Origin of the sequence: Stappia indica (assembly GCF_001696535.1) — a bacterium.
GTDB classification, from domain to species: domain Bacteria; phylum Pseudomonadota; class Alphaproteobacteria; order Rhizobiales; family Stappiaceae; genus Stappia; species Stappia indica.
On sequence record NZ_MBQE01000003.1, the window covers coordinates 515877 to 539808 of the forward strand.

A 23932-nucleotide genomic window follows, 5' to 3' on the forward strand; every position below is an offset into this window, starting at 1 on the left:
AATGAGTGTAAGGCAAGTCTAAGGCGTCAGCGCTGGGCTGTCCGCCAGTCGGGATGGATCCACGGCTCCTTGTTGGAGCGCGGCAATGGCTCGCGGCCCATGACGTGGTCGGCGATCTTCTCGCCGGCCATGATCGAGGGGGCGTTGAGATTGCCGTTGGTGATCTGCGGGAAGATCGAGCTGTCGGCAACGCGCAAGCCCTCGACGCCGATCACCCGGCCCTGCGGGTCGACCACCGCGAGGGAATCGTCCGCCGCGCCCATGCGGCAGGTGCCGCAGGGGTGGTAGGCGCTCTCGGCATGCTCGCGGATGAAATCGTCGAGCTCGGTGTCGGACTGGACGTCGGCGCCCGGCTGGATCTCGCGGCCGCGATAGGGGGTGAAGGCCTCCTGGCCGAAGATCTCCCGCGTCAGGCGGATGGCGGCGCGGAAGTCCTCCCAGTCCTCCGGGTGCGACATGTAGTTAAACAGGATCGAGGGATCGGCCATCGGATCGGGCGAGGTCAGGGCCACGCGGCCGCGCGACTTCGAGCGCATCGGCCCGACATGCGCCTGGAAGCCGTGCCCTTCGGCTGCCGCCTTGCCGTCATAGCGCACGGCGAAGGGCAGGAAGTGGTACTGGATGTCCGGATACTCGATGCCGGCGCGCGAGCGAATGAAGGCGCAGGCCTCGAAATGGTTGGAGGCGCCGAGCCCGGTGCCGGTGAACAGCCACTGCGCGCCGATCATGGCCTTGGAGATCAGGTTCCAGTGCTTGTAGAGGGTGATCGGCTGGATGCAGGCCTGCTGGATATAGAGTTCCAGATGGTCCTGCAGATTGGCGCCGACGCCCGGACGGTTGGCGAGGACGGGCAGGCCGAGGGCGCTGAGCGCGGCGCCGTCGCCGATGCCGGACAGCATCAGGATCTTCGGCGAGTTGATGGACGAGGCGGCGAGGATCACCTCGGCCGAGGCGCTCACCCTCTCGAGGCGCCCGCCGCGCCGGAACTCGACGCCGGTTGCGCGCGTGCCCTCGAACAGCACGCGGGTGACGGTGACGCCCGTGAACAGGTGGATGTTGGGCCGCTTCAGCGCCGGACGCAGATAGGCGTTGGCGGTGGACCAGCGCCGGCCCCGCCACACGGTCATCTCCATGTCGCCGAAGCCTTCCTGCTTCAGTCCGTTATAGTCCGGCGTCGCCTCGTAGCCGGCCTGGCGCCCGGCCTCGACGAAGGCGGCATAGAGCGGATTCCACTTGGTGCCGCGGGTGACGTGCAGCGGGCCGGAGGTGCCGCGCACACCGGCCTCGCCGCCATGGCTCGTCTCCATCCGCTCGAAATAGGGGGCGACGTCGGCATAGGACCAGCCGCGCGCGCCCATCTCCTCCCAGGTGTCGAAGTCGCGCGCATGGCCGCGCACATAGACCATGCCGTTGATCGAGGAGGAGCCGCCGATGACGCGCCCGCGCGGCGTCGCCAGCCGGCGCCCGCCGAGATGCGGCTCCGGCTCGCTCCGGTAGCCCCAGTCGTAGCGCGACATGTTCATCGGGTAGCTGAGCGCAGCCGGCATCTGGATGAAGGGGCCGATATCCGTACCGCCGGCCTCCAGCACCAGGACCTTGTTGGCCGGGTCTTCCGACAGGCGATAGGCGAGGGCGGCGCCGGCCGAGCCGGAGCCGACGACGATATGTGTCGCGTCCTGCATGGGTCTATCCGTTCCCCTTGTGTGCGGTGTCTGTGGCGGCCGAGGAGGGCGCGGCGATCTGGCGCTCGACATAGTCCTCGACCCGGCGGATGGCATTGCGCGGCTGCGGCGGCCCGTCGGCGAAAATGTGCTGCAGCCAGAGCCCGTCGATCATCGCCGCGGTGCCCTCGGCCGCATGGCGGGCCCGCTCGCCGGGAATGAGCGCGGCAAAGGCATGGGCGAGGTTGGAGACGAGGCGGCGGTGATAGATGCGCAGCAGGCGGCGCGTCTCGGCATCGGTGCGCGCCTGCAGGTAGAAGGCGAGCCAGGCCGAGATCAGGGCCGGCTGGAACTGGGTCGGCGCGAAGCTGGCCGAGATCATCGCCGAGATGCGCGCGCGCGGGCCCTCCGCCCCGGCCATCCGCTCGCGGGTCTCGCGCGACAGGTCGGTGAGCAGGAACCGCATGGTGGCGTTGAGCAGCCCGGCCTTGGAGCCGAAATAGTGATGCGCGAGCCCGCCCGAGACGCCGGCGCGCCGCGCAATCTCCGCCATCGTCGCATCGCCGAAGCCTCGCTCGTGGATCGTCGCGACGGTCGCGTCGATCAAGGCCTTGCGGCGATGGGTTTCCATTCCGATTCGCGGCATGTCCGCTCCGTTTCCAGCCCGCCCCGTTCGTTCTGAAGGTTGCGATCCGCCCCGCCCGAGGCCGGGCGGCATGTGCGGTCCTGTCCCTGAGATGCGCCGCCGGTCGAGGGGAGGGCAGGCCGCCGGCGGCAGCCGCTGCGTTGGTCCTCGGCGGCAGCCCGTCCACAGGAGCGTGCTGCGCGGCGGATGCGCTTTCCGGTCGGTGTCGGCCGGCGCGCCTTGCTCTTCAAGGAATAATTTTGATTGGCCGTTCAATCAATGAAAAAACGAAAAACGTGCGGGGAATTGCCTATTGCGTTCAAAAATGTTTTGATGCGCATCGAAACGGGCAGGGAGGTCCGGTTCTTTCGTGCCGGGCCATGCTGCCCGGCCGCGGCATCCGGCGAGCGCGTATCGCGCCCCGATTGCCGCACCCCGGGCGGCTCCCGTCGCCCCTGGCCGCCGGCCGTGCTGCCGGTGCGCGGGACCTCCCGCCCCGCCCTTCGAACCCCTGCGCGCCGCGCTTGCCGCGGATCGCGCGTCGGGATCTCGTGCCGCCGCGACCCTTTGGCCGGCCCACCATCGGCGCATGCGGATCTACCGCGGCGCTGCAACCCCGCATGCGGGCCGGCCGTTCCGGTCGTCCCGCCCTGTCAGGAGGACACAAGCTGATGACCACCCTTGCCCTGCGCTTCGGCGCTGCAGCCCTTGCCCTGGGTCTGGCCGCGCCGACCGCCATGGCGGCGGAAGCCGAAGCCTGCAAGACCGTCCGCTTCTCCGATGTCGGCTGGACCGACATCACCGCCACCACCGCCACCGCCTCGGTCGTGCTCGGCGCGCTGGGCTACCAGCCGGACGTCAAGATCCTCTCCGTGCCGGTGACCTATGCCTCGCTGAAGAACAAGGACATCGACGTCTTCCTCGGCAACTGGATGCCGACCATGGAGGGCGACATCAAGGCCTATCGCGAGGACGGCTCGGTGGAGACCGTGCGCGCCAATCTGGAAGGCGCCAAATACACGCTCGCCGTGCCGCAATACACCTATGACAAGGGCCTGAAGTCCTTCGCCGACATCGCCAAGTTCAAGGACGATCTCGACGGCAAGATCTACGGCATCGAGGCCGGCAACGACGGCAACCGCCTGATCATCGACATGATCGAGGGCGACAAGTTCGGCCTCAAGGGCTTCGACATCGTCGAGAGCTCGGAAGCCGGCATGCTGTCGCAGGTTTCGCGCGCCGTACCGCGCAAGCAGGACATGGTGTTCCTGGGCTGGGAGCCGCATCCGATGAACGCCAATATCGACATGGCGTATCTGGAGGGCGGCGAAGAGGTGTTCGGCCCGAACTACGGCGGCGCCACGGTCTACACCAACGTGCGCGCCGGCTATGTGAACGAGTGCCCGAATGTCGGCAAGTTCCTCCAGAACCTGGAGTTCTCGCTCCAGATGGAGAACGAGATCATGGGCGCGATCCTCAATGACGGCACCGAGCCGAACGCGGCCGCGACCGCCTGGCTGAAGGCCAACCCGGGCGTTGCCGATGCCTGGCTCGAGGGTGTGACCACCTTCGACGGCGGCGATGCCAAGGCAGCCCTGAACGGCGCCCTCGGCCTCTGACCCATCCCGTTCGCCCGCGCGTGACCCCTGAGGGCCGCGCGCGGGCGGACCGCATTCGCCCTGCGGGCAGGCGGCACGCTCCCGCACAAGATCACAAGAACGAACGGCGAGGCTGCGCGTGGACTGGCTCACCCAACACAAGATTCCCATCGGCTCCTGGGCGAAGGCCCTGGTCGACTGGCTCACCGCCAACGCCTATTGGGTGTTTGACGGCATTTCGGCGGTGCTCGAAACCCTGATCGACGGCATCTTATGGCTCCTGCAGGCGCCCGGCCCGGTGGCGGTGGTGATCGCCGCAACGGTGCTGGCCTATGTGGTGCAGCGGCGCGTTTCCTTCGCCCTTTTCGTCGCCGCGAGCCTGCTGCTGATCATCAACCAGGGTTACTGGACGCAGACGACCGAGACCCTGTCGCTGGTCATCGCCGCCTCCGCCGTGTGCATGGCGATCGGCGTGCCGCTCGGCGTTGCCGCGGCGCACCGGCCCAAGCTCTATGCCGCGATGCGTCCCGTCCTCGACCTGATGCAGACGATCCCGACCTTCGTCTATCTGATCCCGGCGCTGATCCTGTTCGGCCTCGGCATGGTGCCGGGCCTGATCGCCACAGTGATCTTCGCCATTCCTGCGCCCATCCGCCTGACCCAGCTCGGCGTTTCCTCGACCCCGCGCCAGCTGATCGAGGCGGGCGAGGCCTTCGGCGCCACCGGCTGGCAGCTGTTGTGGAAGGTGGAACTGCCCTACGCGCTGCCGCAGATCATGGCCGGCCTGACCCAGACCATCATGCTGTCGCTGTCGATGGTGGTGATTGCAGCTCTCGTCGGCGCCGACGGGCTCGGCGTGCCGACCCTGCGCGCGCTCAACACCGTCAACATCGCGCAGGGCTTCGAGGTCGGCATCGCCATCGTGCTGGTGGCGATCGTGCTCGACCGCTTCTTCCGCAACCGCAACGAAGGGGAGGGCAGCCGATGACCGCCGCCGTTTCGTTCCGCAATGTCGACATCGTCTTCGGCAAGCGCCCGCAGGCGGCGCTGCCGTTGATCGATGCCGGCCGCAGCCGCGCCGAGATCCAGGACGAGACCGGCCAAATCCTCGGGGTCGCCGGCGCCAGCTTCGACATCGAGGAGGGTGAGCTGATCGTGCTGATGGGCCTTTCGGGCTCCGGCAAATCGACGCTGCTGCGCGCCGTCAACGGGCTGAACCAGATCACCCGCGGCGAGGTGCTGGTGCACAATGGCGATGCTTCCGTGAACCCGTCCGCCTGCGCACCGCAGGAGCTGCGCGCGCTGCGCCGCGGCCGCATCGCCATGGTGTTCCAGCAATTCGCGCTGCTGCCCTGGCGCACGGTGCGCGAGAATGTCGGCTTCGGGCTGGAGCTGGCCGGACTGCCGACGCGCGAGCGCCGGCGCAAGGTCGACGAGCAGTTGGAGCTGGTCGGCCTTGCCCAGTGGGGCGACAAGTATGTGCACGAGCTGTCTGGCGGCATGCAGCAGCGCGTCGGGCTGGCCCGCGCCTTCGCCACCGACGCGCCGATCCTCCTGATGGACGAACCGTTCTCCGCGCTCGATCCGCTGATCCGCGGGCATCTGCAGGACGAGCTGCTGGCGCTGCAGGACAAGCTCAACAAGACCATCGTCTTTGTCAGTCACGACCTCGACGAGGCGGCCAAGATCGGCAACCGCATCGCCATCATGGAGGGCGGGCGGGTGATCCAGCTCGGCACGCCGCAGCAGATCGTGCGCAAGCCGGCGAGCGACTATGTGGCGGAGTTCGTGGCGCACATGAACCCGCTCGGGGTGCTGCGCGCCCGCGACATCATGCGTCCGCTGGGCGAGGGCGAGGCGAGCGGGCTGGACGGCGCGCCGCGCTGTGCGCCGAAAACGCCGGTGCGCGAGGTGATCGCCCTGAAGCGCTCCGCCGAGGCGCCGGTGCTGGTCTGCGACGGCGACACGCCGCTGGGGCTGGTGGGCGAGGGCGAGATCCTCGACTGCCTGCGCTGAAGCAATTCCAGGAAAAGTGGGAACCGGTTTTCCGTCCGGAATTGCGAAAAAAGACAGAGCGTTTCCCCGACTGGCGGGAAAATGTGAATGCTGCAGCCGGTCTCGCTCAGGCGGGGAGCGCGGGAAAGGTCTCCCGCGCGCGCCGGCCGGTGATCGCCAGAAGCGAGAAGCCGCGCGCCGCCAGGAACACGGTGAAGGCCAGCCACAGGCCGTGATTGCCGAGCAGCGGGAAGGCGACGGCGTAGGCGGCGAAGTAGAGCGCCAGCGACAGCAGCATCATGTTGCGCATGTCGCGCGACCAGGTGGCGCCGATGAACACCCCGTCCATCTGGAACGCGAGGACGCCGAACAGAGGCGTCGCCGCCGCCCAGCTTAAGTAAGCGATCGCGACCTGACGCACGTCCTCCGCCGTCGTCATCGCATGGATGAGCAGCGGGCCGGCGAAGAAGAAGACCAGCGAAATCAACCCGGCGAGCACATAGCCCCAGACGAGGCTGAGCTTCAGCGAGCGGTCGAAGGCCGGGCGGTAGCGCGCCCCGACCGCGCGGCCCGCCAGCTGCTCGGCCGCCGTTGCAAGGCCGTCGAGGAAGAAGCTCGCCACCATGAAGAGCTTCTCCAGGATGGCATTGGCCGCCAGCACGGTGTCGCCCTGTGCGGCCGAGCGCGACATGAAGAAGGCGAAGGCGGTGATCAGCGCGAAGGAGCGGACCAGAATGTCGCCGTTGAGCGCCATCATCCGCTTGAAGCGGACCTTGTCGAACACCTGCGCGCGGGTAGGGAGCGGCCGGCCCGACAGGGCGCGGGCGGCCAGCACCGTGCCGGCCAGCGCGGTCAGCGCCTCGGCCGCGACGGTGGCGGCGGCAACGCCCGCGACGCCCCACTCGAAATACAGCACGAACAGGACCGAGAGGGCGATGTTGAAGCCGTTCAGCCAGGTCTGCAGCCCGAGCGCGGTCATGGCCCGGCCACGGCCGATGAACCAGCCGAGGAACGCGTAATTGGCGAGCGCCAGCGGCGCGGAGAAGGCGCGGATCGCGAAATAGCTGGTGGTCGCGGCCTGTACCTCAGGGCTGCCGCCCATCAGCCAGAGGCCGGCGGTGAGCGCGGGCTGCTGCAGCACGATCACCGCCGCGCCGAGCACCAGCGCCAGCAGCACGGCGCGGAACAGGACGGCGCGCTCTTCCTCGCCGTCGCCCGCACCGGCGGCCTGCGCGGTGAGGCCCGTGGTGCCGGCGCGCAGGAAGTTGAAGCTGGTGAAGACGATGTCGAACAGCACGCCGCCGAGCGCGATGCCGCCGAGGAGCGCGGCATCGCCGAGCTGGCCGATCACCGCCGTGTCGACCAGACCGAGCAGCGGCGTCGACAGATAGGCGAGCGTCATCGGCACCGCGATGGCAAGCACGCTGCGGCTGGTCACGTCGAACGGGCGCACGGCGCCGGGCTGGCTCGTCATCTGGCTTGGCTCAAAATGCGGGGTGCAGGCGGGCAGGAGAGTCGTTTGGCCGGACGCTAGCGAACAGAGGTGGAACGGTCAAACGGGATGTGGCTGCGGGGGGGATGTGAGAAGGCAGCAGGTTTCTCTTGCGGTTTGCCGCGCGCCGTTCGGGAGGACGAATGGAGGGGTGGGGGCGAAGCAGTGGCGGCCGACCACGCGGCGCGAACTCCACTCACTGGCTGTCGTCCCGGTTTCGGCGCAGCCGAAGACCGGGAACCAGTAACCACAGGTGGCGCGGCTCCCGCCTCGGCACTGCCGCCGGACGGCCTCAGGTCGCTGCTTTCACGACACCACCCGCCCCGGCGGATACTGGATATCTGCCTTCGCAGGTATGACAGCGGCAGCGAAGGCAGGGCGCTGGTGGATCATCCGGGAGCGCATCCGAGACGCCCTCGGCTCGCCGGTTCCGGGTCGCGGCTTCGCCTTGCCCGGAATGACAAAGGAGAGGGAGGAGGGGGCGGTGCGCTCTGCTTTCGACTTACTCGTCCCCCGCATGCTCCAGGATGTTGAGCAGGCGTCCGCTCGGATCGCGCAGGAACAGGCGGCGCACGCCCCAGGGCTCGCTGACCGGCCCGTATTCCGGGCGAAGTCCGGCGCGTTCGATGCGGACGATGACCGTATCGAGGTCGTCGACCTCGATGGAGAGGTCCGGCACCGGCGTGCCCGAGCCGCCTTGCGTGGCGATGCCAATCTGCGGGCGTGCCGGACTGGCGCCGGCGGCAGCCAGCGTGACGATCCAGCCGTGGTCCATCACCGGCTCGAGATCGAGAATGTCCCGGTAGAAGGCCGTGGACGGCCCGGTGTCGGTGACGGCGATATTCGCGACGATGCGCCTGACGGTCATGCGGGGCTCCCCTGGATTGCTCTGCGGAGAGGATAGGGGAGCGGCCCGTCCGTGCCTTGAAGAAATGTCGGATGGGGCGGGACGGCAGCAAGGCCATCCCGCCCAAAGTGCCTCAGATGGAGGCGGCGATGCGGGCGATCTCGGCGATGGTGGCGTCGCGTGTCTTCGCCTCGGCCTTGGGCATCTCGCAATAGGCGATGACGATCAGCGCGCCGCGCCCGCTCGGCCAGGCGACGCCGATGTCGTTGGCGTGACCCTTGCCGCTGGTGCCGGTCTTGTCGCCGACCAGCCAGTCGGCGGGAAAGCCGGCGCGCAGGCGCGCATCGCCCGTCCGATTGGTGACCATCCACGCGGTCAGCCGGTCGCGCGAGCGGCGCGACAGCGCATCCCCGAACAGCAGCTTGCGCAGGGTCTCCGCCATTGCTGCCGGCGTGGTGGTATCGCGCTCGTCGTCGGGCCCGTCATGGGCATTGAGCGCCGGCTCCGTCCGGTCGTGGCGTGTGGTCTCGTCGCCGAGCGAGCGGGCGAACCCCGTCAGCGCGGCCGGGCCGCCGAAGCTTGCCAGCAGCAGGTTGGCGGCGGTGTTGTCGCTCATGGTCATCGTCGCCTCGCACAGTTCGGCGACCGTCAGGCCGGGGCCGCCGGCGTGCTTTTCCGTGCCCGGCGACCAGGACACCAGGTCGCGCTTGGTGAAGGGGATGCGCCGGTCGAGCTGCTCCTCCTCCCGGTCGACGCGGGCGAGCACGAAGGCGGCGAGCATCAGCTTGAACGTGGAGGCCATCAAAAAGCGTTCATCCAGCCGATTGCCGAAGGTCTGCCCGCTGGCAACGTCGTGGATGGCGATGCCGAGGCGGCCGCCCTGCTCGCGTTCCAGCGCGGCAAGGCGCCCCTCGATATCGGCGACATCGGCCGAGCCGGCACGGGCGGGCATGGTCACCAGAGTGGTGCCGGCAGCCAGCGTCGGGGCGAGCAGAAGCGAGCCGGCAAGAGCCTGCCGGCGGGACAGTTTGAACATGGATTTCATCTCCGTCGTGAAAGCGTGCGGCCTGCGCCGGTCGGTGCGGCAGCAGGGCGCTGGATGGCCTCCCAGCCTGCGGGAGCGATCATGCGCAAACACGAGACCCTCGCCAAACGATCAATTCTGGGATTAGACATGAGAAAATCTTGGTCTTGGAGAGAAGCTCATGGACGTCTCGCACCTGCCGCTCAATGCGCTGCGCGCCTTCGAGGCCTCGGCGCGGCTCGGCAGCTTCACCCGCGCCGGACTGGAGCTGCGGGTGACCCAGACCGCGATCAGCCATCAGGTGAAGGCGCTGGAGGACACGCTCGGCCTGACCCTGTTCAAGCGCCTGCCGCGCGGCCTCGCGCTCACCGACGAGGCGCAGGCCTTGCTGCCCGTGCTGACCGACGCCTTCCGCCGGATGAGCGCGACATTGAGCCAGTTCGAGCAGGGCAATTTCCGCGAGATCCTGACCATCGGCGTCGTCGGCACCTTCGCCATCGGCTGGCTGCTGCCGCGCCTCTCGCGCTTTCGCGAGCGTAACCCCCATGTCGACCTGCGGCTGAAGACCAACAACAACCGGGCCGACATGCTGCTCGACGGGCTCGACCTGTTCATCCGCTTCGGCGATGGCGCCTGGCACGCGACGGATGCGGTGCGGCTGATGGAGGCGCCGTTCTCGCCGGTCTGCGCGCCGCAGGTCGCGGCACGGCTCCGGCAGCCCGCCGATCTGGCCGGTGAGGATCTGCTGCGGTCCTACCGGCAGGACGAATGGGCGGCCTGGTTCCGCATGGCCGGGCTCGAGCCGCTGCCGGCGCGCGGCTTCATGTTCGATTCCTCAAGGGCGCTGGTGGAGGCGGCGACGCTGGGGGCGGGCGTTGCCCTGGTGCCGGTCGCGATGTTTGCGCGCGAGATCGAGGAGGGACGGGTGGTCCGCCCCTTCGCGGTGGACGCCTCGCTCGGCGCCTACTGGCTGACCTGGCTGAAATCGCGCCGGCAGACGCCGGCCATGCGTGCCTTTCACCAGTGGATCGCGGACGAGGCGGGCTGAAGGAGAGGCAAGGCAGCCGTAGTTCGGGCTCAGGCCGGCTGCGGTGCCGGCTGAACCTCGACCGTGATGTGGGACAGCGCCGCGATCCGAGCGAGTCGTGCCTTGTAATGCGCTGGGTCCCTCGGCGCGTTCGACACCAGGGACACGATGGCGGCGTGGTGGCCGGGCCCGACCTGCCAGACATGCAGGTCGCAGATGCGGTCGCCTGCGGTCTCGATCGCCTCGCGGATCTCCTCCGGCAGGTTCTCGTCCTCGGGCGTGCGGTCCAGCAGCACCGCGCCGGTCGCGCGGATCAGGCCCCACGACCAGCGCGCGATGATCAGCGCACCGACGACGCCCATCAGCGGATCGGCCCAGAGCCAGCCCTGGCTGCGTCCGAGCAGCAATGCGGCAATCGCGAGAACCGATGTCAGGGCGTCGGCCAGCACATGCAGGTAGGCGGCGCGCAGGTTGTTGTCGCGCGCCGGGCCGTGGCCGGAATGGTCGTGCGCGCCGTGGTGGGTGTGGTCGTGATGATGATGGCCCTGATGGGAATGATGATGATGGTGACCATGATCGTCCCTGAGCAGCCAGGCGCAGGCGAGGTTCACCACCAGCCCGATGACGGCGACGGCAATCGCCTGCTCGAAGCTGATCGCCACCGGGTTGGCGAGGCGCAGCAGGCTTTCCCATCCGATGAGCAGCGCGACGAGCGCCAGCACGATGGCACTGGCGAAGCCGCCGAGATCGCCGAGCTTTCCGGTGCCGAAGCTGAAGCGCGGATCGTTGCGATGCCGGCGTGCGAACAGGTAGGCAAGGGCGGTGATCAGCAGGGCGGCCGCGTGGGTGGCCATGTGCCAGCCGTCGGCGAGCAGTGCCATCGAGCCGAAGAGCGTGCCGGCGGCGATCTCGACGACCATCATCGTTGCCGTCAGGGCAATGACCAGCCAGACCCGACGCTCGTTGCGCCCATGCTGCGCGCCGAGAAAGTCGTGTCCATGCGTGTAGGTGGGGGTGGTCTCGGGTGCCATTGCACTCTCCTGTCGCCGGCTGCCCGGCCTGTTTGATGCCGGCCTATTTCATGCCGGTCTATTTCATGTAGGTGCGGATGACCTCGAGCAGCTCCTCGCTGCCCTGCCGGCGCTCGGCCTCGGTCTCGGCATGCAGGACATGCTCGTGAAGGTGGCCTTCCATCACTTCCGCGGTGAGGCCGCTCAGGGCGCCTCTCGCGGAGGCGAGCTGACGCAGGATTTCGGCGCAGGGCTTTTGGGCCTCCAGCGCGCGCTCGATGCCTTCGAGCTGCCCCTTGAGACGGCGAACCCGGGCAATCAGCTTCTGACCGTCGCGAACGGTATGGGACATCGTGCCTGTCCGTGCCTTCCTGATATAGTATAGGGGACTATATTATACCCGATCCGAAATGGGAAGTCCGTCAGCGCCTCGCGGTGTCTGACGCGTCATGCGGGGCAGAGGCGCACCGGGGAGGCCGGCATTCGGACATGGTTGGACAGCGCGGCGGGCGAGGGTTGGCGCCGGATTTCCCTGCTTGAACCCATCGCCTCTTGAAATGCGTGAAGACTCACGTATATAGACTGCAACAATCACGCAAACGGAAGGTTTCGTGTCATGAACGCGCTTGTCTTCACCCTTCTCGACATTGCCGGCCTCATCGAGAAACGGCTCGACCGCCCGCTTGCCGGCGCCCGCGGCGTCAGCTTCCGCGAGTACCGCCTGCTCAAGAGCCTGTCGGAGTTTCCCGGCAGCCGCGCCATGCGGGTGGAGCTGGCCCAGTCCGTCGGTCTGACGCCCTCGGCGGTGACCCGCGCGCTGAAGCCGTTGGAGAAGCTCGGCTATGTGGTCACGGAAAAGGGCGAGCGCGATGCCCGCCAGAGCCTCGCGCGGCTGACGCAGGCCGGAGAGGTGCTGCTTGCCGATGCCGATGCGATCGTTGCCGACGTGGTTGCCGGCCTGCCGGCCATGTCGATCAGCGAGGGCCAACTGGCCGAATTGCATCGCGGTCTGGCCGGTCCGGCGGCGAGCCGGACGGTCCCCTTGAGGGCGGCCATCGTCTGAGACCCTGCAAGGTGCGGGGGCGTTCCGCCACGGGATGCCCCCGCACTGGTCTCCTGCGGCCTGCGGAGCGTATAAACGTCTGTCCCCACTTGGTCTTGCAACCGGGTTCGAAGTTCCGCATGTCGCTTGCCATCGTCCATCATCCGGCCTTCTGCGCCGATATCCCCGCCGCCCACCGCTTTCCGATGAACAAGTTTCGCCGCGTGGCGGACGTGCTTGTCGAGGATGGGCTGGTCGCGGAAGGGGGCTTTCACCGTCCCGCTCCTGCACCGGCGGAGTGGATCGCGCTCGCCCACGACCGGACCTATGTCGACCAGGTCTTCGCCGCCGACGTGCCGGCGCCCATCGCCCGCGAGATCGGCCTGCCGATGAGCGAGAGCGTCGGCTTTCGCGCCCGCTGCGCCACCGCCGGCACGGTGCTGACCGCGCTTCTGGCGCTGGACCGGGGCATCGCCTGCAACACTGCCGGCGGCAGCCACCACGCCCGCAGCTCGCACGGGGCGGGGTTCTGCGTCTTCAACGATGTCGCGGTCGCGATCCGCCTGCTGATGGCGGATCGGGCGATCCGGCGCGCCATGGTCGTCGATCTCGATGTCCATCAGGGCGACGGCACCGCCGAGATCTTCGCCGGCGACGAGGCGGTCTTCACGCTGTCGCTGCATGCGGCCCGCAACTATCCCGTCCGCAAGGTGCCCTCGACCCTCGACGTGCCGCTGGAGGATGGCTTGCGGGATGCGGCCTATCTGCAGGCGCTGGCCGATGTGCTGCCGGCAGCGCTCGCGCGCTTTCGCCCCGACATCGTGTTCTACAATGCCGGCGTCGATCCGCACGAGGAGGACCGGCTGGGCCGGCTGTCGCTGAGCGACGAGGGACTGGCCGCCCGCGACCGCTATGTGGTGGAGCAGGTGCGCAAGGCGGGCATCCCGCTCGCCGGGGTCATCGGCGGCGGCTATCTGGAGGATATCGACAGGCTGGCGCGTCGCCACACGATCCTGCACCGGGCAGCGGCAGAGGTCGCCTGAAGCCGCAAGGGGAGGCGCCGGCTCAGCTGCGCCGGCCGAGGCTCATCAGCCGCAGCACCACCCACACCGGGATCACCACCATGGCGCCGAGCACGAAATAGCCGCCGAGCTGGCCGAGCGCCTCGAAACCGAGGTTCCACAGGCGGCGGACGAAGGAGACGATGCCGTCGAAGATGTCGAGCGGATAGAGGCCGAGCGCCGACATCAGCACGCCGACGACGAAGGACAGGAACAACAGCTTGAGGATCACCCGGGCGGGCGAGTCTCCGAGAAAGCGGCTGATCGGGCTGTTGGACATGCGCTGGTTCCTGCAAGGGCTGCCGGGCGCGCGCAAGGCCTGCGCACCATCCCGTGTCCCCGAGATGTAGGCGGCAGGAGGCGCCGGATCAAACGCAAAATGGCCCGGGCGGATTTCGGGTGCACCCTCTGCGATATTGTCAATATGATGCCACATTGGAGCGAGACATCTCGTGCCATTGAACGCGGGCGATTCTCACGGCGTTTGGCCGGATCGCGGCGGCTCGGGAGGCGGCGGGCCGACAAGCGTTCTCATCGCCGGCGCTTCTTTTCGGAGCCGCCCGGCTACGGCCCGGCATCGCGGTCCCGTCCGGGATCGCGCGGAGCCGGGAAGCGAACCGACCGTCGAAGCCGAAGGCTCCGTGCTGTTGCGGCATGGACCCGTCAAGCCAGGAATGCCCGTCGTCATGTCTCTTCAGACCCTTGCCGCCTTGCGAAAGTTCGCCGTCCTCGCGCTCGCCACCGCGCCGCTGGTCGGCCTTGCCGCCCATCCCTCGAAGGCCGAGGCGCAGGACCTCTCCGTCACCGGTACCTGGCGGATCGAGGCGCTGGCAGCGCCCGGCGGCGCGCTGGTCGATGTCGATCAGGGCCTGTCCAGCCGCACGGAAGTGACCATCGACCGGCACGGGATGTGGCTCGCTTCGGCCGGCTGCAACCGCCTGCGCGGCACCCTGCAGCAGATGGGACACGCGCTCGCGGTCTCGACCCGGGTGATGGCGACGGAAATGGCCTGCGAAGGGCCGTCCGGAGATATCGAGCGCCGGTTCCTGCATTTCTTCCCGGCGGTGAAGCAGATCGACGGCATGCCCGGCCGCGTGCTGCTGCGCGACCAGTCCGGCGCGGCCGTGCTGCTGCTGGTCAACAAGTAAGGCTGGCGTTTTGCGGCTGGATGGATAGTCTCAACAGATTGCTATTTCTGGTTGAGATTGCATCGTATGACGGCATGGCTGCATCGGGACGACCTTCGCAAAGTCGCAGAGGAGAAGCTTGCGGATGCAAGGCTTCTTTTCGACAATCGACGCTACTCTGCCGCCTATTACCTGTGCGGATACTCGGTGGAAATAGCAATCAAGGCCCGGATAGCAGGCCAGTTCCGGGAGCATGCGATTCCGGAGCGCAAGCTTGTCGAGCAGATATACAAGCATGATCTCGATGCGCTCCTGGGTACGGCGAACCTTCGGGGCGAGTTGGAGCGCCAGGCCCGCGACGAACCGGGCTTCGCCGCCAACTGGGCAATCGTCAAGGAGTGGAAAGTCGAGGCCCGCTACGCGATAATACCGCAGGTCGATACCGAACGCATGCTCGCCGCCACAGGCGAGCCGGAGACGGGGATCCTGCCATGGATCAGGCAGTATTGGTGACGTCCGCCAGATTTCTGGTGGACGAACTGAATAGGGAAGGGCTGGCGGTCACATCCGCGGCCTGGGTGCGCGACGAGGAAAGCGAGACGTCCTGGCGTCTCTGGCTGGCGCTTGCCAATGCCGATGTCGATCTGCACGACGCCTATATGCGTGTCGCCACGATAGTCGGGCGGGATTTCGGCCGGCTCGGCGGGCTCGAACCCGGCCGGGTAAAGCTGGTGCGGAACGACCATCCGGTCATGCTCGGTATCCGCAAGTTCCAGCAGATTCGCGATTTCACTGGAAAGAACCTGAGAAACAACCTGTTCGGCGAACATTACGTCTTCGATGTTGTGCCGGTCTTCGTCGAACCGGAGCCGGTCGCCTCCTGAGGTAACGCAAAAGGGCGGCCGAGGCCGCCCTTCGCATTTGTGGTGAGCGTGAATGACACGGCGGCCTATGCCGCCTCGCGCGCGCTCGCGTCCGGTCCCTTTTCGGGGGCGAAGCGCTCGTAGAAGCGGGCGTCGGTCTTGGCCATCTCCTTGAGCAGGCGGTTCGGCTTGAAGCGGGGGCCCCACTTCTTGGTGAACTTGCGGCACAGCTCGGTGAAGGCGGCGGTGCCCATGCCGTCGATATAGGACAGCGTGCCGCCGGTGAACGGTGCGAAGCCGAAGCCGAGGATCGATCCGACATCCGCCTCGCGCACGTCCGTCAGGCAGTTCTCCTCGAAGATCCGCGCCGTCTCCAGCGCCTGCATGACGAGGAAGCGCTGCTTCAGCTCCTCCACGTCGAAGGCATCGGCGGACTTGGGCTTGCCGACCACCTCGGGAATGCCGGGCCACAGCTTCTTGTCGCGGCCCTGATAGTCGTAGAAGCCCTTGCCGTTCTTGCGCCCGAACCGCTCGCGCTTGACGACCATCTCTTCCAGGATGTTGTCGAGCGGGCCTTCCACATACTTGACGCCGAGGTCCTTGCGCGTTGCCGAGACGATCTTCCAGGCAAGGTCCAGCGCCACCTCGTCGCCGAGCGACAGCGGGCCGACCGGCATGCCGGCCATGCGGCCGCAATTCTCGATCATCGCGGCCGGAACCCCGTCGGCCAGCATCATCAGGCCTTCGCGGATATAGGTCATGACGACGCGCGAGGTGTAGAAGCCGCGCGAGTCGTTCACCACGATCGGTGTCTTCCTGATCGCCTTGATGTAGTCGAGCGCCATGGCCAGCGCCTTGTCGCCGGTCTTCTTGCCGAGGATCACCTCGACCAGCATCATCTTGTCGACCGGCGAGAAGAAGTGGATGCCGATGAAGTTCTTCGGCCGCTTCGAGGCCTCGGCGAGCGAGGTGATCGGCAGGGTCGAGGTGTTGGAGGCGTAGATCGCCTTCGACTTCAGCACCGCCTCGGCCTTCTCGGTGACGACGCGCTTGACCTCGCGGTCCTCGAACACTGCCTCGATGACCAGATCGCAATCCGCCAGCGCCTCGTAGTCCGGCGTTGCGGTGATGCGCGACAGCAGCGCCACCTTGTCGGCCTCGCTGGCCCGGCCGCGCTTGATCGCCTTGGAGACCAGCTCGTCGGAATGGGCCTTGCCCTTGTCTGCCGCCGCCTGGTCGCGGTCGATCAGCACCACGTCGATGCCGGCCTTTGCCGTGACATAGGCAATGCCGGCGCCCATGAAGCCGGCGCCGAGAATGCCCACCTTGCGGATGCGGTTCGGCTTGACCGAGGTCGGCCGGCGGGCGCCCTTGTTCAACTCCTGCATGGAGACGAACAGCGAGCGGATCATGTTGGCCGCTTCCGGCGTCTGCAGCACATGGGCGAAGTAGCGGCTTTCCACCGTCAGCGCCTGGTCCATCGGCATCAGGAGGCCTTCGTAGACCGCCTGCAGCAGGGCCCGGGCGCCGGGATAGTTGTCATGGGTCTCGCGCCGGTAGATGGCGTTGGCCGCCGGCCAGAACTGGAAGCCGGCCGGCGAGTAGATCCCCCCGCCCGGCAGGCGGAAGCCCTTCTGGTCCCACGGCTTGACCGGATCGACGCCCGCTTTCAGCATCTTCACGGCCGCCGCGACCAGCTTCTTGGCCGGGGCGGTCTCGTCGATCAGCTTCATCGCCTTCGCCTGTGCGGCGTTCAGCGTCTTGCCCTGCAGCAGGAACTGCAGGCCCTGCTGGCTGTCGGCCATGCGCATGACGCGTTGGGTGCCGCCGGCGCCGGGGAAGAGACCGACCTTGACCTCCGGCAGGGCCATCTTGAAGGCATCGTCCTCGGTCGCAACCCGCGCGTGGCAGGCGAGCGCCAGTTCCGTCGCCCCGCCCATGCAGGTGCCGTTGATCGCCGCGACGAACGGCTTGCCGCAGGTCTCCAGCTTGCGGAAGATCTGCGACAGGCGCCGGGAGCCGTCGAACAGCATGCGCGCCGCCTCTTCCGGATCCTTCGCCCGCTTGGCGTGGAAGTCGCGCAGCAGCCCTTCCAGCATGGTGAGGTCGGCGCCGCCGGAAAAGGCCGCCTTGCCCGAGGTGATGACGGCGCCCTTGAGGCCCGCATCGCCCGCCACCGCATCGACGATGGCGTCCAGCTCGTCCATCACCGACATGTCGATGACGTTCATGCTCTTGCCCGGCATGTCCCAGACGATCTGGGCGATGCCGGCGTCGGTGGTCAGGGTGAAGTTCCTGTAAGCCATGTCGGCCTCCTGAGGTCAGTAGGGCGTGCCGTTGTTGCGTTGGGAAAATGCGCAGCCATGCGGGTGCGCCGGGTAAGCAAATGGCAATTTTGGGCTGGTAGAACGTGCTGGGGTAACGGGATACCAGCGGGAGCGAGCCGGATGAGCGGACAGTGCGAAGGGTGCCGCGAAGGCGCTCGTCTGGACTTTGATTTCACCATGGCGTTCCAGCCGATCATCGATCTCGGCCGGAACCGTGTATGGGGCTACGAAGCTCTGGTCCGCGGCATCGACGGAATGCCGGCCGGTGCAATTCTCTCGCAGGTCACCCCGGAAAATCGCTACCGCTTCGATCAGGCCTGCCGGGTCAAGGCGATCGAGCTGGCTGCCGAGCTTTTCGGCGACGGCGACACGCGGCTGTCCATCAATTTCATGCCGAATGCCGTCTACGACCCGGCCGCCTGCATCCGCACGACGCTGCTCGCCGCAGGTCGCGCCGGATTTGCACTCGACCGGATCATGTTCGAATTCACCGAAAACGAACCGATGATCGACACCGGGCACGTCAAGGGCATCATCGCCGAATACAAGCGGCGCGGTTTCCTCACGGCCATCGACGATTTCGGCGCCGGCTATGCCGGCCTCAAGCTTCTCGCCAATTTCCAGCCCGATCTGGTCAAGATCGACATGGACCTGGTGCGCGACATCGACACCAGCCCGGCCCGCCAGGCGATCGTTGCCGGCATCATCGGCATCTGCCGCCAGCTCGACATCACGGTGCTTGCCGAAGGTATCGAGACCGAGGCCGAGCTGACGGTGCTGCGGGCGGCGGGCATCTCGCTCGTGCAGGGCTACTACCTGGCACGTCCGACCCTGGCCGCGCTGCCCGCCTTCGACCGTGTGAAGGTCGCGCAGGTCGCCTAGCTCCGCCATTTCGCCGGGCCCCGTCACGCTCACACCCGCTCGATGATCGTTGCCGTGCCCATGCCGGCGCCGATGCACAGTGTCACCAGCGCGGTGTTGAGGTCCCGCCTCTCCAGCTCGTCGAGCACGGTGCCGAGGATCATCGCGCCGGTGGCGCCCAGCGGATGGCCCATGGCGATGGCCCCGCCGTTGACGTTGACGATGGCCGGGTCGAGGGCGAAGGCCTGCCGGTAGCGCAGCACCACCGAGGCGAAGGCCTCGTTGATCTCGAACAGGTCGATGTCCTTCAGCGACATCTTCGCGCTCGCCAGCAGCTTCTCGGTGACGTCGACCGGACCGGTCAGCATCAGGGCCGGCTCCGAACCGATATTGGCGAAGGCGCGGATGCGCGCGCGCGCCGTCAGGCCGGCCTTGCGCCCCGCCTTGCGGTTGCCGATGAGAACAGCGGCGGCCCCATCTACGATGCCCGACGAATTGCCCGCGTGGTGCACGTGGGTGATGCCGGCAAGCTCGGGATGGGCCTGGATCGCCACCGCGTCGAAGCCGCCCATCTGGCCCATCATCTCGAAGGACGGGTTCAGCGCGGCCAGCGACTGCATGTCGGTCTCGGGCCGCATGTGCTCGTCGCGGTCGAGGATGGTCAGCCCGTTGAGGTCGCGCACCGGCACGACGGAGCGGGAGAAGTAGCCCTTGTTCCAGGCGTTTGCCGCGCGCTTCTGGCTTTCCACCGCGTAGCCGTCGACATCGTCGCGGGAGAAGCCGTACTTGCTGGCGATGAGGTCGGCCGAAACGCCCTGCGGCATGAAATAGGAGGGCAGGGCGACCTCAGGGTCGACCGGCCAGGCACCGCCCGAGGCACCGATGCCGATGCGGCTCATGGACTCCGCGCCGCCCGCGACGACGAGGTCGTGCTGGCCCGCCATCACCTGCGCCGCGCCGAAGTTCACGGCATCGAGACCGGAGGCGCAGAACCGGTTGAGCTGGACGCCCGGCACCGCGTGGTCGTAGCCGGCGGCAAAGACCGCGGCCCGGGCAATGTCGCCGCCCGCTTCGCCGACCGGATCGACGCAGCCGAGGACCACATCGTCGACGAGCTTCGTATCGAGCCCGTTGCGCTCGCGCAGCGCCTTTAGCGGTTCGGCCGCCAGCCGCACCGCCGGCACCTCATAGAGCGCGCCGTCCTTCTTGCCGCGCCCGCGCGGCGTGCGAACATGGTCGAAAATCAGTGCGTCGGCCATCAATGCCTCCTTGATCCGTCCTGCCGTCCGGCCCCGTCAGGGGCGGCGAATGCGTAGCCACAGCCCTAGAGACTGCGGGCGATCAGCACTTTCATGATCTCGTTCGTCCCGGCGTAGATCCGCTGCACGCGGGCATCGGCGTAGAGCCGGGAGATCGGGTATTCGTTCATGTAGCCATAGCCGCCGAAGAACTGCAGGCACTGGTCCGTGACCTTGGTCTGCAGGTCGGTGGTCCAGTATTTCGCCATCGAGGCGGTCGTTCCGTCCAGCTCGCCGGCCACATGCCGGGCGATGCAGTCGTTGACGAAGACCTGGCCGATGGTCGCCTCGGTCTTCAGCTCGGCCAGCTTGAACTGGGTGTTCTGGAAGTCGAGGATGCTCTTGCCGAAGGCCTGCCGCTCCTTGACGTAGTCGAGGGTGAGGGCGAGCGCGCGCTCGATCGCCGCCATCGCCTGCACCGCCACCAGAAGCCGCTCCTGCGGCAACTGTTCCATCAACTGGTAGAAGCCGCGTCCCTCTTCCGGGCCCAGCAGCGCATCGGCCGGCACGCGCACGTCGTCGAAGAACAGCTCCGAGGTGTCGTTGCCCTTGAAGCCGAGCTTGTCGAGGTTGCGACCCCGCCGGAAGCCGTCCGCGCCGTCCGTCTCCAGCACGAAGAGCGAGACACCCTTGGACCCTGCCGCCGGATCGGTCTTGGCGACGACGATGATCAGGTTCGCCAGTTGGCCGTTGGTGATGAAGGTCTTGGCGCCGGAAATCCGGTAGTGGTTGCCGTCGCGCACCGCACTGGTGCGGATCGCCTGCAGGTCGGAGCCCGCGCCCGGCTCGGTCATCGCGATGGCACCGATCATCTCGCCCGAGGCGAGCTTCGGCAGCCAGCGCTCCTTCTGCTCCTGCGAGCCGTAATGCTTGATGTAGGGCGCGACGATGGCCGAGTGCAGCGCGATGCCGAAATGGTCGAACCCGGCAAGGCCGAGACGGCGGATGATCACGGATTCATGGGCGAAGGTGCCGCCGGCCGCGCCATATTCTTCCGGCATGCCGGAGCACAGGAACCCGCCGGCGCCGGTCTTTTCCCACGCCTCGCGCGTGACGCAGCCGGCCTCCACCCAGGCCTCGTAGTCCGGGGCGATCTCCCGCTCGAGAAAACGCGAGAACGCGTCGTCGAGCATCGTCAGTTCATCGCTCATCCATGCCGGCGTTCCGGCGTTCAAGACGTTCAAGCCGCTTTCCTCCCTGCGACGGTTCTTGTCGTTGTGCGGGCGCGGCACGCGAGGCGCGCCGCTCCTTTTCGTTCGGGCCTTCGCGCTGCGTTCAGAACGCGGCGGCGTCGAGGCCCATCATCGTGTCGGCGCCGGCCGAGACCCGGGCAAGGCGCAGCCCGGTCTCGGGCATGTGCCGTTCCATGAAGTAGCGGGCGAGCGTCAGCTTGGTCTCATAGAAGGTCTTGTCGCCGTCCGCTCCCGAGGCGAGGGCGGCCTGCGCGCTCTTCGCCATGCGCGCCCACATGTAGCCGAGCGCGACGATGCCGAAGAGATGCATGTAGTCGGTCGAGCCGGCGCCGGCATTGTCCGGCTTGGTCATGGCATTGCTCATGAACCACATGGTCGCCTTCTGCAGGTCGTCGAGACCCGCCTTGAGCGGCCCGGCGAGCGGGGCGAGGGTCTCGTCGCCCGAGATCTCCTTCAGGAAGGTGCCGACCTCGTTGAAGAAGGCCATCACCGCCCGGCCGCCGTCGCGCGGCAGCTTGCGTCCGACGAGATCCAGCGCCTGGATGCCGTTGGCGCCCTCGTAGATCATGGTGATGCGGGCATCGCGCACGAACTGCGACATGCCCCATTCCTCGATATAGCCGTGGCCGCCCAGCATCTGCTGCGCCGCCACCGCGTTCTCGAAGCCCTTGTCCGTGAGCACGCCCTTGATGACCGGCGTCATCAGGCCCATGTGGTCGTCCGCCGCCTGCGCCTCGCCCTTGTCGGACGAGCGGTGCGAGACATCCGACTGCAGCGCGGTCCACAGGACCAGCGCGCGGGCCGCCTCGTTGAAGGCACGGATCGACAGCAGCGTGCGACGCACATCCGGGTGCACGATGATCGGGTCGGCCTTGCCGTCCGGATTCTTCGGGCCGGTCAGCGCCCGGCCCTGCAGCCGCTCGCGGGCATAGGCGAGGGCGTTCTGATAGGCGACCTCCGACTGGGCGAGACCTTGCACGCCGACGGCCAGGCGTGCCTCGTTCATCATCACGAACATGGCGTTGAGGCCGCGGTTCTCCTCGCCGATCAGCCAGCCGGTCGCCTCGTCGTAGTTCATGACGCAGGTGGCGTTGCCGTGGATGCCCATCTTCTCTTCCAGCGAGCCGCAGGACACTGCATTTCGCGCGCCAAGCTTCCCGTCGCCATCGGGCAGGACCTTCGGCACGATGAACAGCGAGATGCCCTTGGTGCCCTCTGGCGCGCCCTCGATGCGGGCCAGCACCAGATGCACGATGTTCTCGGTGAGATCGTGCTCGCCGGCGGAGATGAAGATCTTCTGGCCCGAGATGCGGTAGGTGCCGTCGCCCTGCGGCACGGCCTTGGTCTTGATCAGGCCGAGGTCGGTGCCGCAATGCGGCTCGGTCAGGTTCATGGTGCCCGACCACTCGCCGGTGGCGAGCTTCGGCAGGTAGAGCGCCTTCTGCTCCGCGCTGCCATGCACCTGGATCGCGGCGGCCGCGCCCTGCGACAGGCCCGGATACATGCCCCAGGCAAGGTTGGCGCCGGAAATGAACTCCTGCATCACCGAGTTGAGCGTGGTCGGCAGGCCCTGGCCGCCATATTCCTCCGGCATCGACAGGGCGATCCAGCCGTTCTCCCTGTAGGTGTCGTAGGCGTCGCGAAAGCCCTTGGGCGTCGTCACGCTGCCGTCGTCGTTGCGGGTGCAGCCCTCGCGGTCGCCGGTGGCGTTGAGCGGGGCCAGCTCGTCCTGGCAGAAGCGCGCGCCCTCGTTGAGGATCGCCTCGAGAAGATCGGGGGTCGCATCGGCAAAGCCCGGCAGGTTGCCGTGGCGGTCGAAGCCCAGCACCTCGTTCAGCAGGAACATCACATCGCGGACGGGGGCGGTGTAGCTCGGCATGGTCATCCTCCCGGTAGGTCGGTCCGGCCGTGGCGCCGGTTGCGACGGGCAGTCTGCATCACGGACCTGACGTTTCCGTAAACGTCACCTTGAGCTCGTTATATGGCTGCCGGCCGGGCCTCGCAAGGGATGTCCCAACGGCAGGCGCGTGAAAAAATCCTCTGCAACCGTCAATCTCGATCCGATTCAGGGCGAAATCACGAAGATTCGACACGAAAATCGTCGCGGCGGAGCAAAATCGGTGCGAGGGACGCAAAAACCCGCGCCGCGGGAGCGGCACGGGTTCGGAAAACGTTACGAAGGGCCGGGCAGCCGATGCCGCCCGACGTGAGATCGGGAAGCGCGACTCAGTCGCTCTCCTTCTCCTTCAGCATGCCGGAGACGATCTCGACCGTCCGGCCGAGCTCCTCGATCGCCTGGTCGATGTCGCGGCGCTGCTTCACCAGCACGTCGATCTGGCCCTGGAAGCGCGACAGCGCGACCTTGAGCTGGGTCACCTGTCCGTCGCGCAGGTCGTAGAGGTCGAGCATGTCGAGGATCTCGGCGAGCGAGAAGCCGACGCGCTTGCCCATCAGCACCAGCTTCAGCCGGGCCCGGTCTCGCCTTGTGTAGATGCGGGTCATGCCGTCGCGGCGCGGGTTGAGGAGGCCCTTGTCCTCGTAGAAACGAAGTGTGCGCAAGGTGACATCGAATTCCTTGGCAAGGTCTCCGATGGTGAAGAGCGTCTTCTTCGTCGTCTCGTCCTTTGCGGCCACCGCTTCGACGATATCGTTGTTGACCGAGAGCGCTTCGCTCATGGCATTTTCCTTGAATGTCCCGCGGATGCAAAGGGCAGGAGCAGCCATCGCTCCGCACGGGTCCTGCGGGTTTGTGAGGTCGTGACATCGCGTCACCTGCCTCCGGGATACATTCCGTGCACGTAAGCGTCAAGCGCCCCGCCATCCGTTCCCGTGAACAGGCTTGCGAACCGCAAGCTGCGTTTACCTGTCGTTAACCATGTAA

Annotated in this window: 23 protein-coding genes; 10 read left to right on the forward strand and 13 right to left on the reverse strand. The window is 67.3% G+C overall.

Going from position 1 to position 23932, the window contains the following annotated elements; all coding sequences use genetic code 11:
- Nucleotides 1-26: 26 nt before the first annotated feature.
- Both betA and betI read right to left on the reverse strand, forming a co-directional pair.
- Entirely contained in the window at nucleotides 27-1682 is a 1656-nt protein-coding gene (gene betA, locus BBX35_RS13665; RefSeq protein WP_067221040.1) for a choline dehydrogenase, read from the reverse strand.
- A gap of 4 nt (nucleotides 1683-1686) precedes the next feature.
- Complete coding sequence (betI, locus tag BBX35_RS13670; protein WP_067221043.1) at nucleotides 1687-2307, reverse strand: transcriptional regulator BetI; 621 nt, start codon at nucleotides 2305-2307, stop codon at nucleotides 1687-1689.
- A gap of 650 nt (nucleotides 2308-2957) precedes the next feature.
- Between betI and BBX35_RS13675 the strand changes: the two genes are divergently transcribed.
- From BBX35_RS13675 to choV, 3 genes are all read left to right on the forward strand, one after another.
- Nucleotides 2958-3905, forward strand: a complete 948-nt coding sequence (locus BBX35_RS13675; RefSeq protein WP_067221046.1) for a choline ABC transporter substrate-binding protein — start codon at nucleotides 2958-2960, stop codon at nucleotides 3903-3905.
- A gap of 118 nt (nucleotides 3906-4023) precedes the next feature.
- Entirely contained in the window at nucleotides 4024-4872 is an 849-nt protein-coding gene (choW, locus tag BBX35_RS13680; protein ID WP_067221049.1) for a choline ABC transporter permease subunit, read from the forward strand.
- Entirely contained in the window at nucleotides 4869-5900 is a 1032-nt protein-coding gene (choV, locus tag BBX35_RS13685; protein ID WP_067221052.1) for a choline ABC transporter ATP-binding protein, read from the forward strand. Before choW ends, choV begins: the two co-directional genes overlap by 4 nt.
- Before the next feature lie 106 nt (nucleotides 5901-6006).
- Here the strand turns inward: choV and BBX35_RS13690 are convergent, their stop codons facing one another.
- The 3 genes from BBX35_RS13690 to bla all read right to left on the reverse strand — a co-directional run bounded on the left by BBX35_RS13690 (nucleotide 6007) and on the right by bla (nucleotide 9254).
- Complete coding sequence (locus BBX35_RS13690; protein WP_067221053.1) at nucleotides 6007-7353, reverse strand: MATE family efflux transporter; 1347 nt, start codon at nucleotides 7351-7353, stop codon at nucleotides 6007-6009.
- A gap of 520 nt (nucleotides 7354-7873) precedes the next feature.
- Nucleotides 7874-8239, reverse strand: coding sequence for a VOC family protein (locus tag BBX35_RS13695; protein WP_067221056.1), 366 nt, complete (start codon nucleotides 8237-8239; stop codon nucleotides 7874-7876).
- A 112-nt stretch (nucleotides 8240-8351) separates the two neighbouring features.
- The gene (gene bla / locus BBX35_RS13700) at nucleotides 8352-9254 is read right to left on the reverse strand and encodes a class A beta-lactamase (protein WP_067221059.1); all 903 of its coding nucleotides are present in this window, start codon (nucleotides 9252-9254) and stop codon (nucleotides 8352-8354) included.
- A gap of 169 nt (nucleotides 9255-9423) precedes the next feature.
- On the opposite strand from bla, the gene BBX35_RS13705 reads away from it, so the two are divergent.
- Nucleotides 9424-10290: a LysR family transcriptional regulator gene (locus tag BBX35_RS13705; protein WP_067221062.1), complete on the forward strand. Its 867-nt coding sequence runs from the start codon at nucleotides 9424-9426 to the stop codon at nucleotides 10288-10290.
- Nucleotides 10291-10319: 29 nt separating this feature from the next.
- Here the strand turns inward: BBX35_RS13705 and dmeF are convergent, their stop codons facing one another.
- Together dmeF and BBX35_RS13715 are read right to left on the reverse strand one after the other, a co-directional pair.
- Nucleotides 10320-11300, reverse strand: coding sequence for a CDF family Co(II)/Ni(II) efflux transporter DmeF (gene dmeF / locus BBX35_RS13710; protein WP_067221064.1), 981 nt, complete (start codon nucleotides 11298-11300; stop codon nucleotides 10320-10322).
- 58 nt (nucleotides 11301-11358) lie between these two features.
- A complete protein-coding gene (locus BBX35_RS13715; protein ID WP_067221065.1) occupies nucleotides 11359-11631 on the reverse strand; it encodes a metal/formaldehyde-sensitive transcriptional repressor in 273 nt (90 codons plus the stop codon).
- A 264-nt stretch (nucleotides 11632-11895) separates the two neighbouring features.
- Here BBX35_RS13715 and BBX35_RS13720 point away from each other — a divergent pair, with 264 nt between their 5' ends.
- The gene (locus BBX35_RS13720; RefSeq protein WP_067221068.1) at nucleotides 11896-12342 is read left to right on the forward strand and encodes a MarR family winged helix-turn-helix transcriptional regulator; all 447 of its coding nucleotides are present in this window, start codon (nucleotides 11896-11898) and stop codon (nucleotides 12340-12342) included.
- 119 nt (nucleotides 12343-12461) lie between these two features.
- Nucleotides 12462-13364 carry a histone deacetylase family protein gene (locus tag BBX35_RS13725; protein ID WP_067221594.1) on the forward strand — a complete coding sequence of 301 codons (903 nt, stop codon included), beginning with the start codon at nucleotides 12462-12464 and terminating at the stop codon, nucleotides 13362-13364.
- A 22-nt stretch (nucleotides 13365-13386) separates the two neighbouring features.
- Here BBX35_RS13725 and BBX35_RS13730 read toward each other — a convergent pair whose 3' ends face one another.
- Nucleotides 13387-13662, reverse strand: a complete 276-nt coding sequence (locus tag BBX35_RS13730; protein ID WP_067221071.1) for a DUF6460 domain-containing protein — start codon at nucleotides 13660-13662, stop codon at nucleotides 13387-13389.
- Between the two features lie 406 nt (nucleotides 13663-14068).
- Here BBX35_RS13730 and BBX35_RS13735 point away from each other — a divergent pair, with 406 nt between their 5' ends.
- From BBX35_RS13735 to BBX35_RS13745, 3 genes are all read left to right on the forward strand, one after another.
- Nucleotides 14069-14530, forward strand: coding sequence for an META domain-containing protein (locus tag BBX35_RS13735; RefSeq protein ID WP_067339505.1), 462 nt, complete (start codon nucleotides 14069-14071; stop codon nucleotides 14528-14530).
- A 66-nt stretch (nucleotides 14531-14596) separates the two neighbouring features.
- Nucleotides 14597-15022 (forward strand): HEPN domain-containing protein, encoded by a 426-nt coding sequence (locus BBX35_RS13740; protein ID WP_083206290.1) that lies wholly within the window; start codon nucleotides 14597-14599, stop codon nucleotides 15020-15022.
- Nucleotides 15001-15393 carry a hypothetical protein gene (locus tag BBX35_RS13745; protein WP_141687860.1) on the forward strand — a complete coding sequence of 131 codons (393 nt, stop codon included), beginning with the start codon at nucleotides 15001-15003 and terminating at the stop codon, nucleotides 15391-15393. The genes BBX35_RS13740 and BBX35_RS13745 overlap by 22 nt, the downstream gene beginning before the upstream one ends.
- A gap of 65 nt (nucleotides 15394-15458) precedes the next feature.
- Here BBX35_RS13745 and BBX35_RS13750 read toward each other — a convergent pair whose 3' ends face one another.
- Complete coding sequence (locus BBX35_RS13750) at nucleotides 15459-17678, reverse strand: 3-hydroxyacyl-CoA dehydrogenase NAD-binding domain-containing protein (RefSeq protein ID WP_067221077.1); 2220 nt, start codon at nucleotides 17676-17678, stop codon at nucleotides 15459-15461.
- A gap of 141 nt (nucleotides 17679-17819) precedes the next feature.
- Between BBX35_RS13750 and BBX35_RS13755 the strand changes: the two genes are divergently transcribed.
- Nucleotides 17820-18581 (forward strand): EAL domain-containing protein, encoded by a 762-nt coding sequence (locus BBX35_RS13755; protein WP_067221080.1) that lies wholly within the window; start codon nucleotides 17820-17822, stop codon nucleotides 18579-18581.
- Between the two features lie 29 nt (nucleotides 18582-18610).
- Here the strand turns inward: BBX35_RS13755 and BBX35_RS13760 are convergent, their stop codons facing one another.
- From BBX35_RS13760 to BBX35_RS13775, 4 genes are all read right to left on the reverse strand, one after another.
- Complete coding sequence (locus BBX35_RS13760) at nucleotides 18611-19819, reverse strand: acetyl-CoA C-acetyltransferase (RefSeq protein ID WP_067221083.1); 1209 nt, start codon at nucleotides 19817-19819, stop codon at nucleotides 18611-18613.
- A 65-nt stretch (nucleotides 19820-19884) separates the two neighbouring features.
- Complete coding sequence (locus BBX35_RS13765) at nucleotides 19885-21009, reverse strand: acyl-CoA dehydrogenase family protein (RefSeq protein WP_067221599.1); 1125 nt, start codon at nucleotides 21007-21009, stop codon at nucleotides 19885-19887.
- A 124-nt stretch (nucleotides 21010-21133) separates the two neighbouring features.
- Nucleotides 21134-22930: an acyl-CoA dehydrogenase C-terminal domain-containing protein gene (locus BBX35_RS13770; RefSeq protein ID WP_067221602.1), complete on the reverse strand. Its 1797-nt coding sequence runs from the start codon at nucleotides 22928-22930 to the stop codon at nucleotides 21134-21136.
- 347 nt (nucleotides 22931-23277) lie between these two features.
- Nucleotides 23278-23727 carry a MerR family transcriptional regulator gene (locus BBX35_RS13775; protein ID WP_067221086.1) on the reverse strand — a complete coding sequence of 150 codons (450 nt, stop codon included), beginning with the start codon at nucleotides 23725-23727 and terminating at the stop codon, nucleotides 23278-23280.
- Nucleotides 23728-23932: the final 205 nt, after the last annotated feature.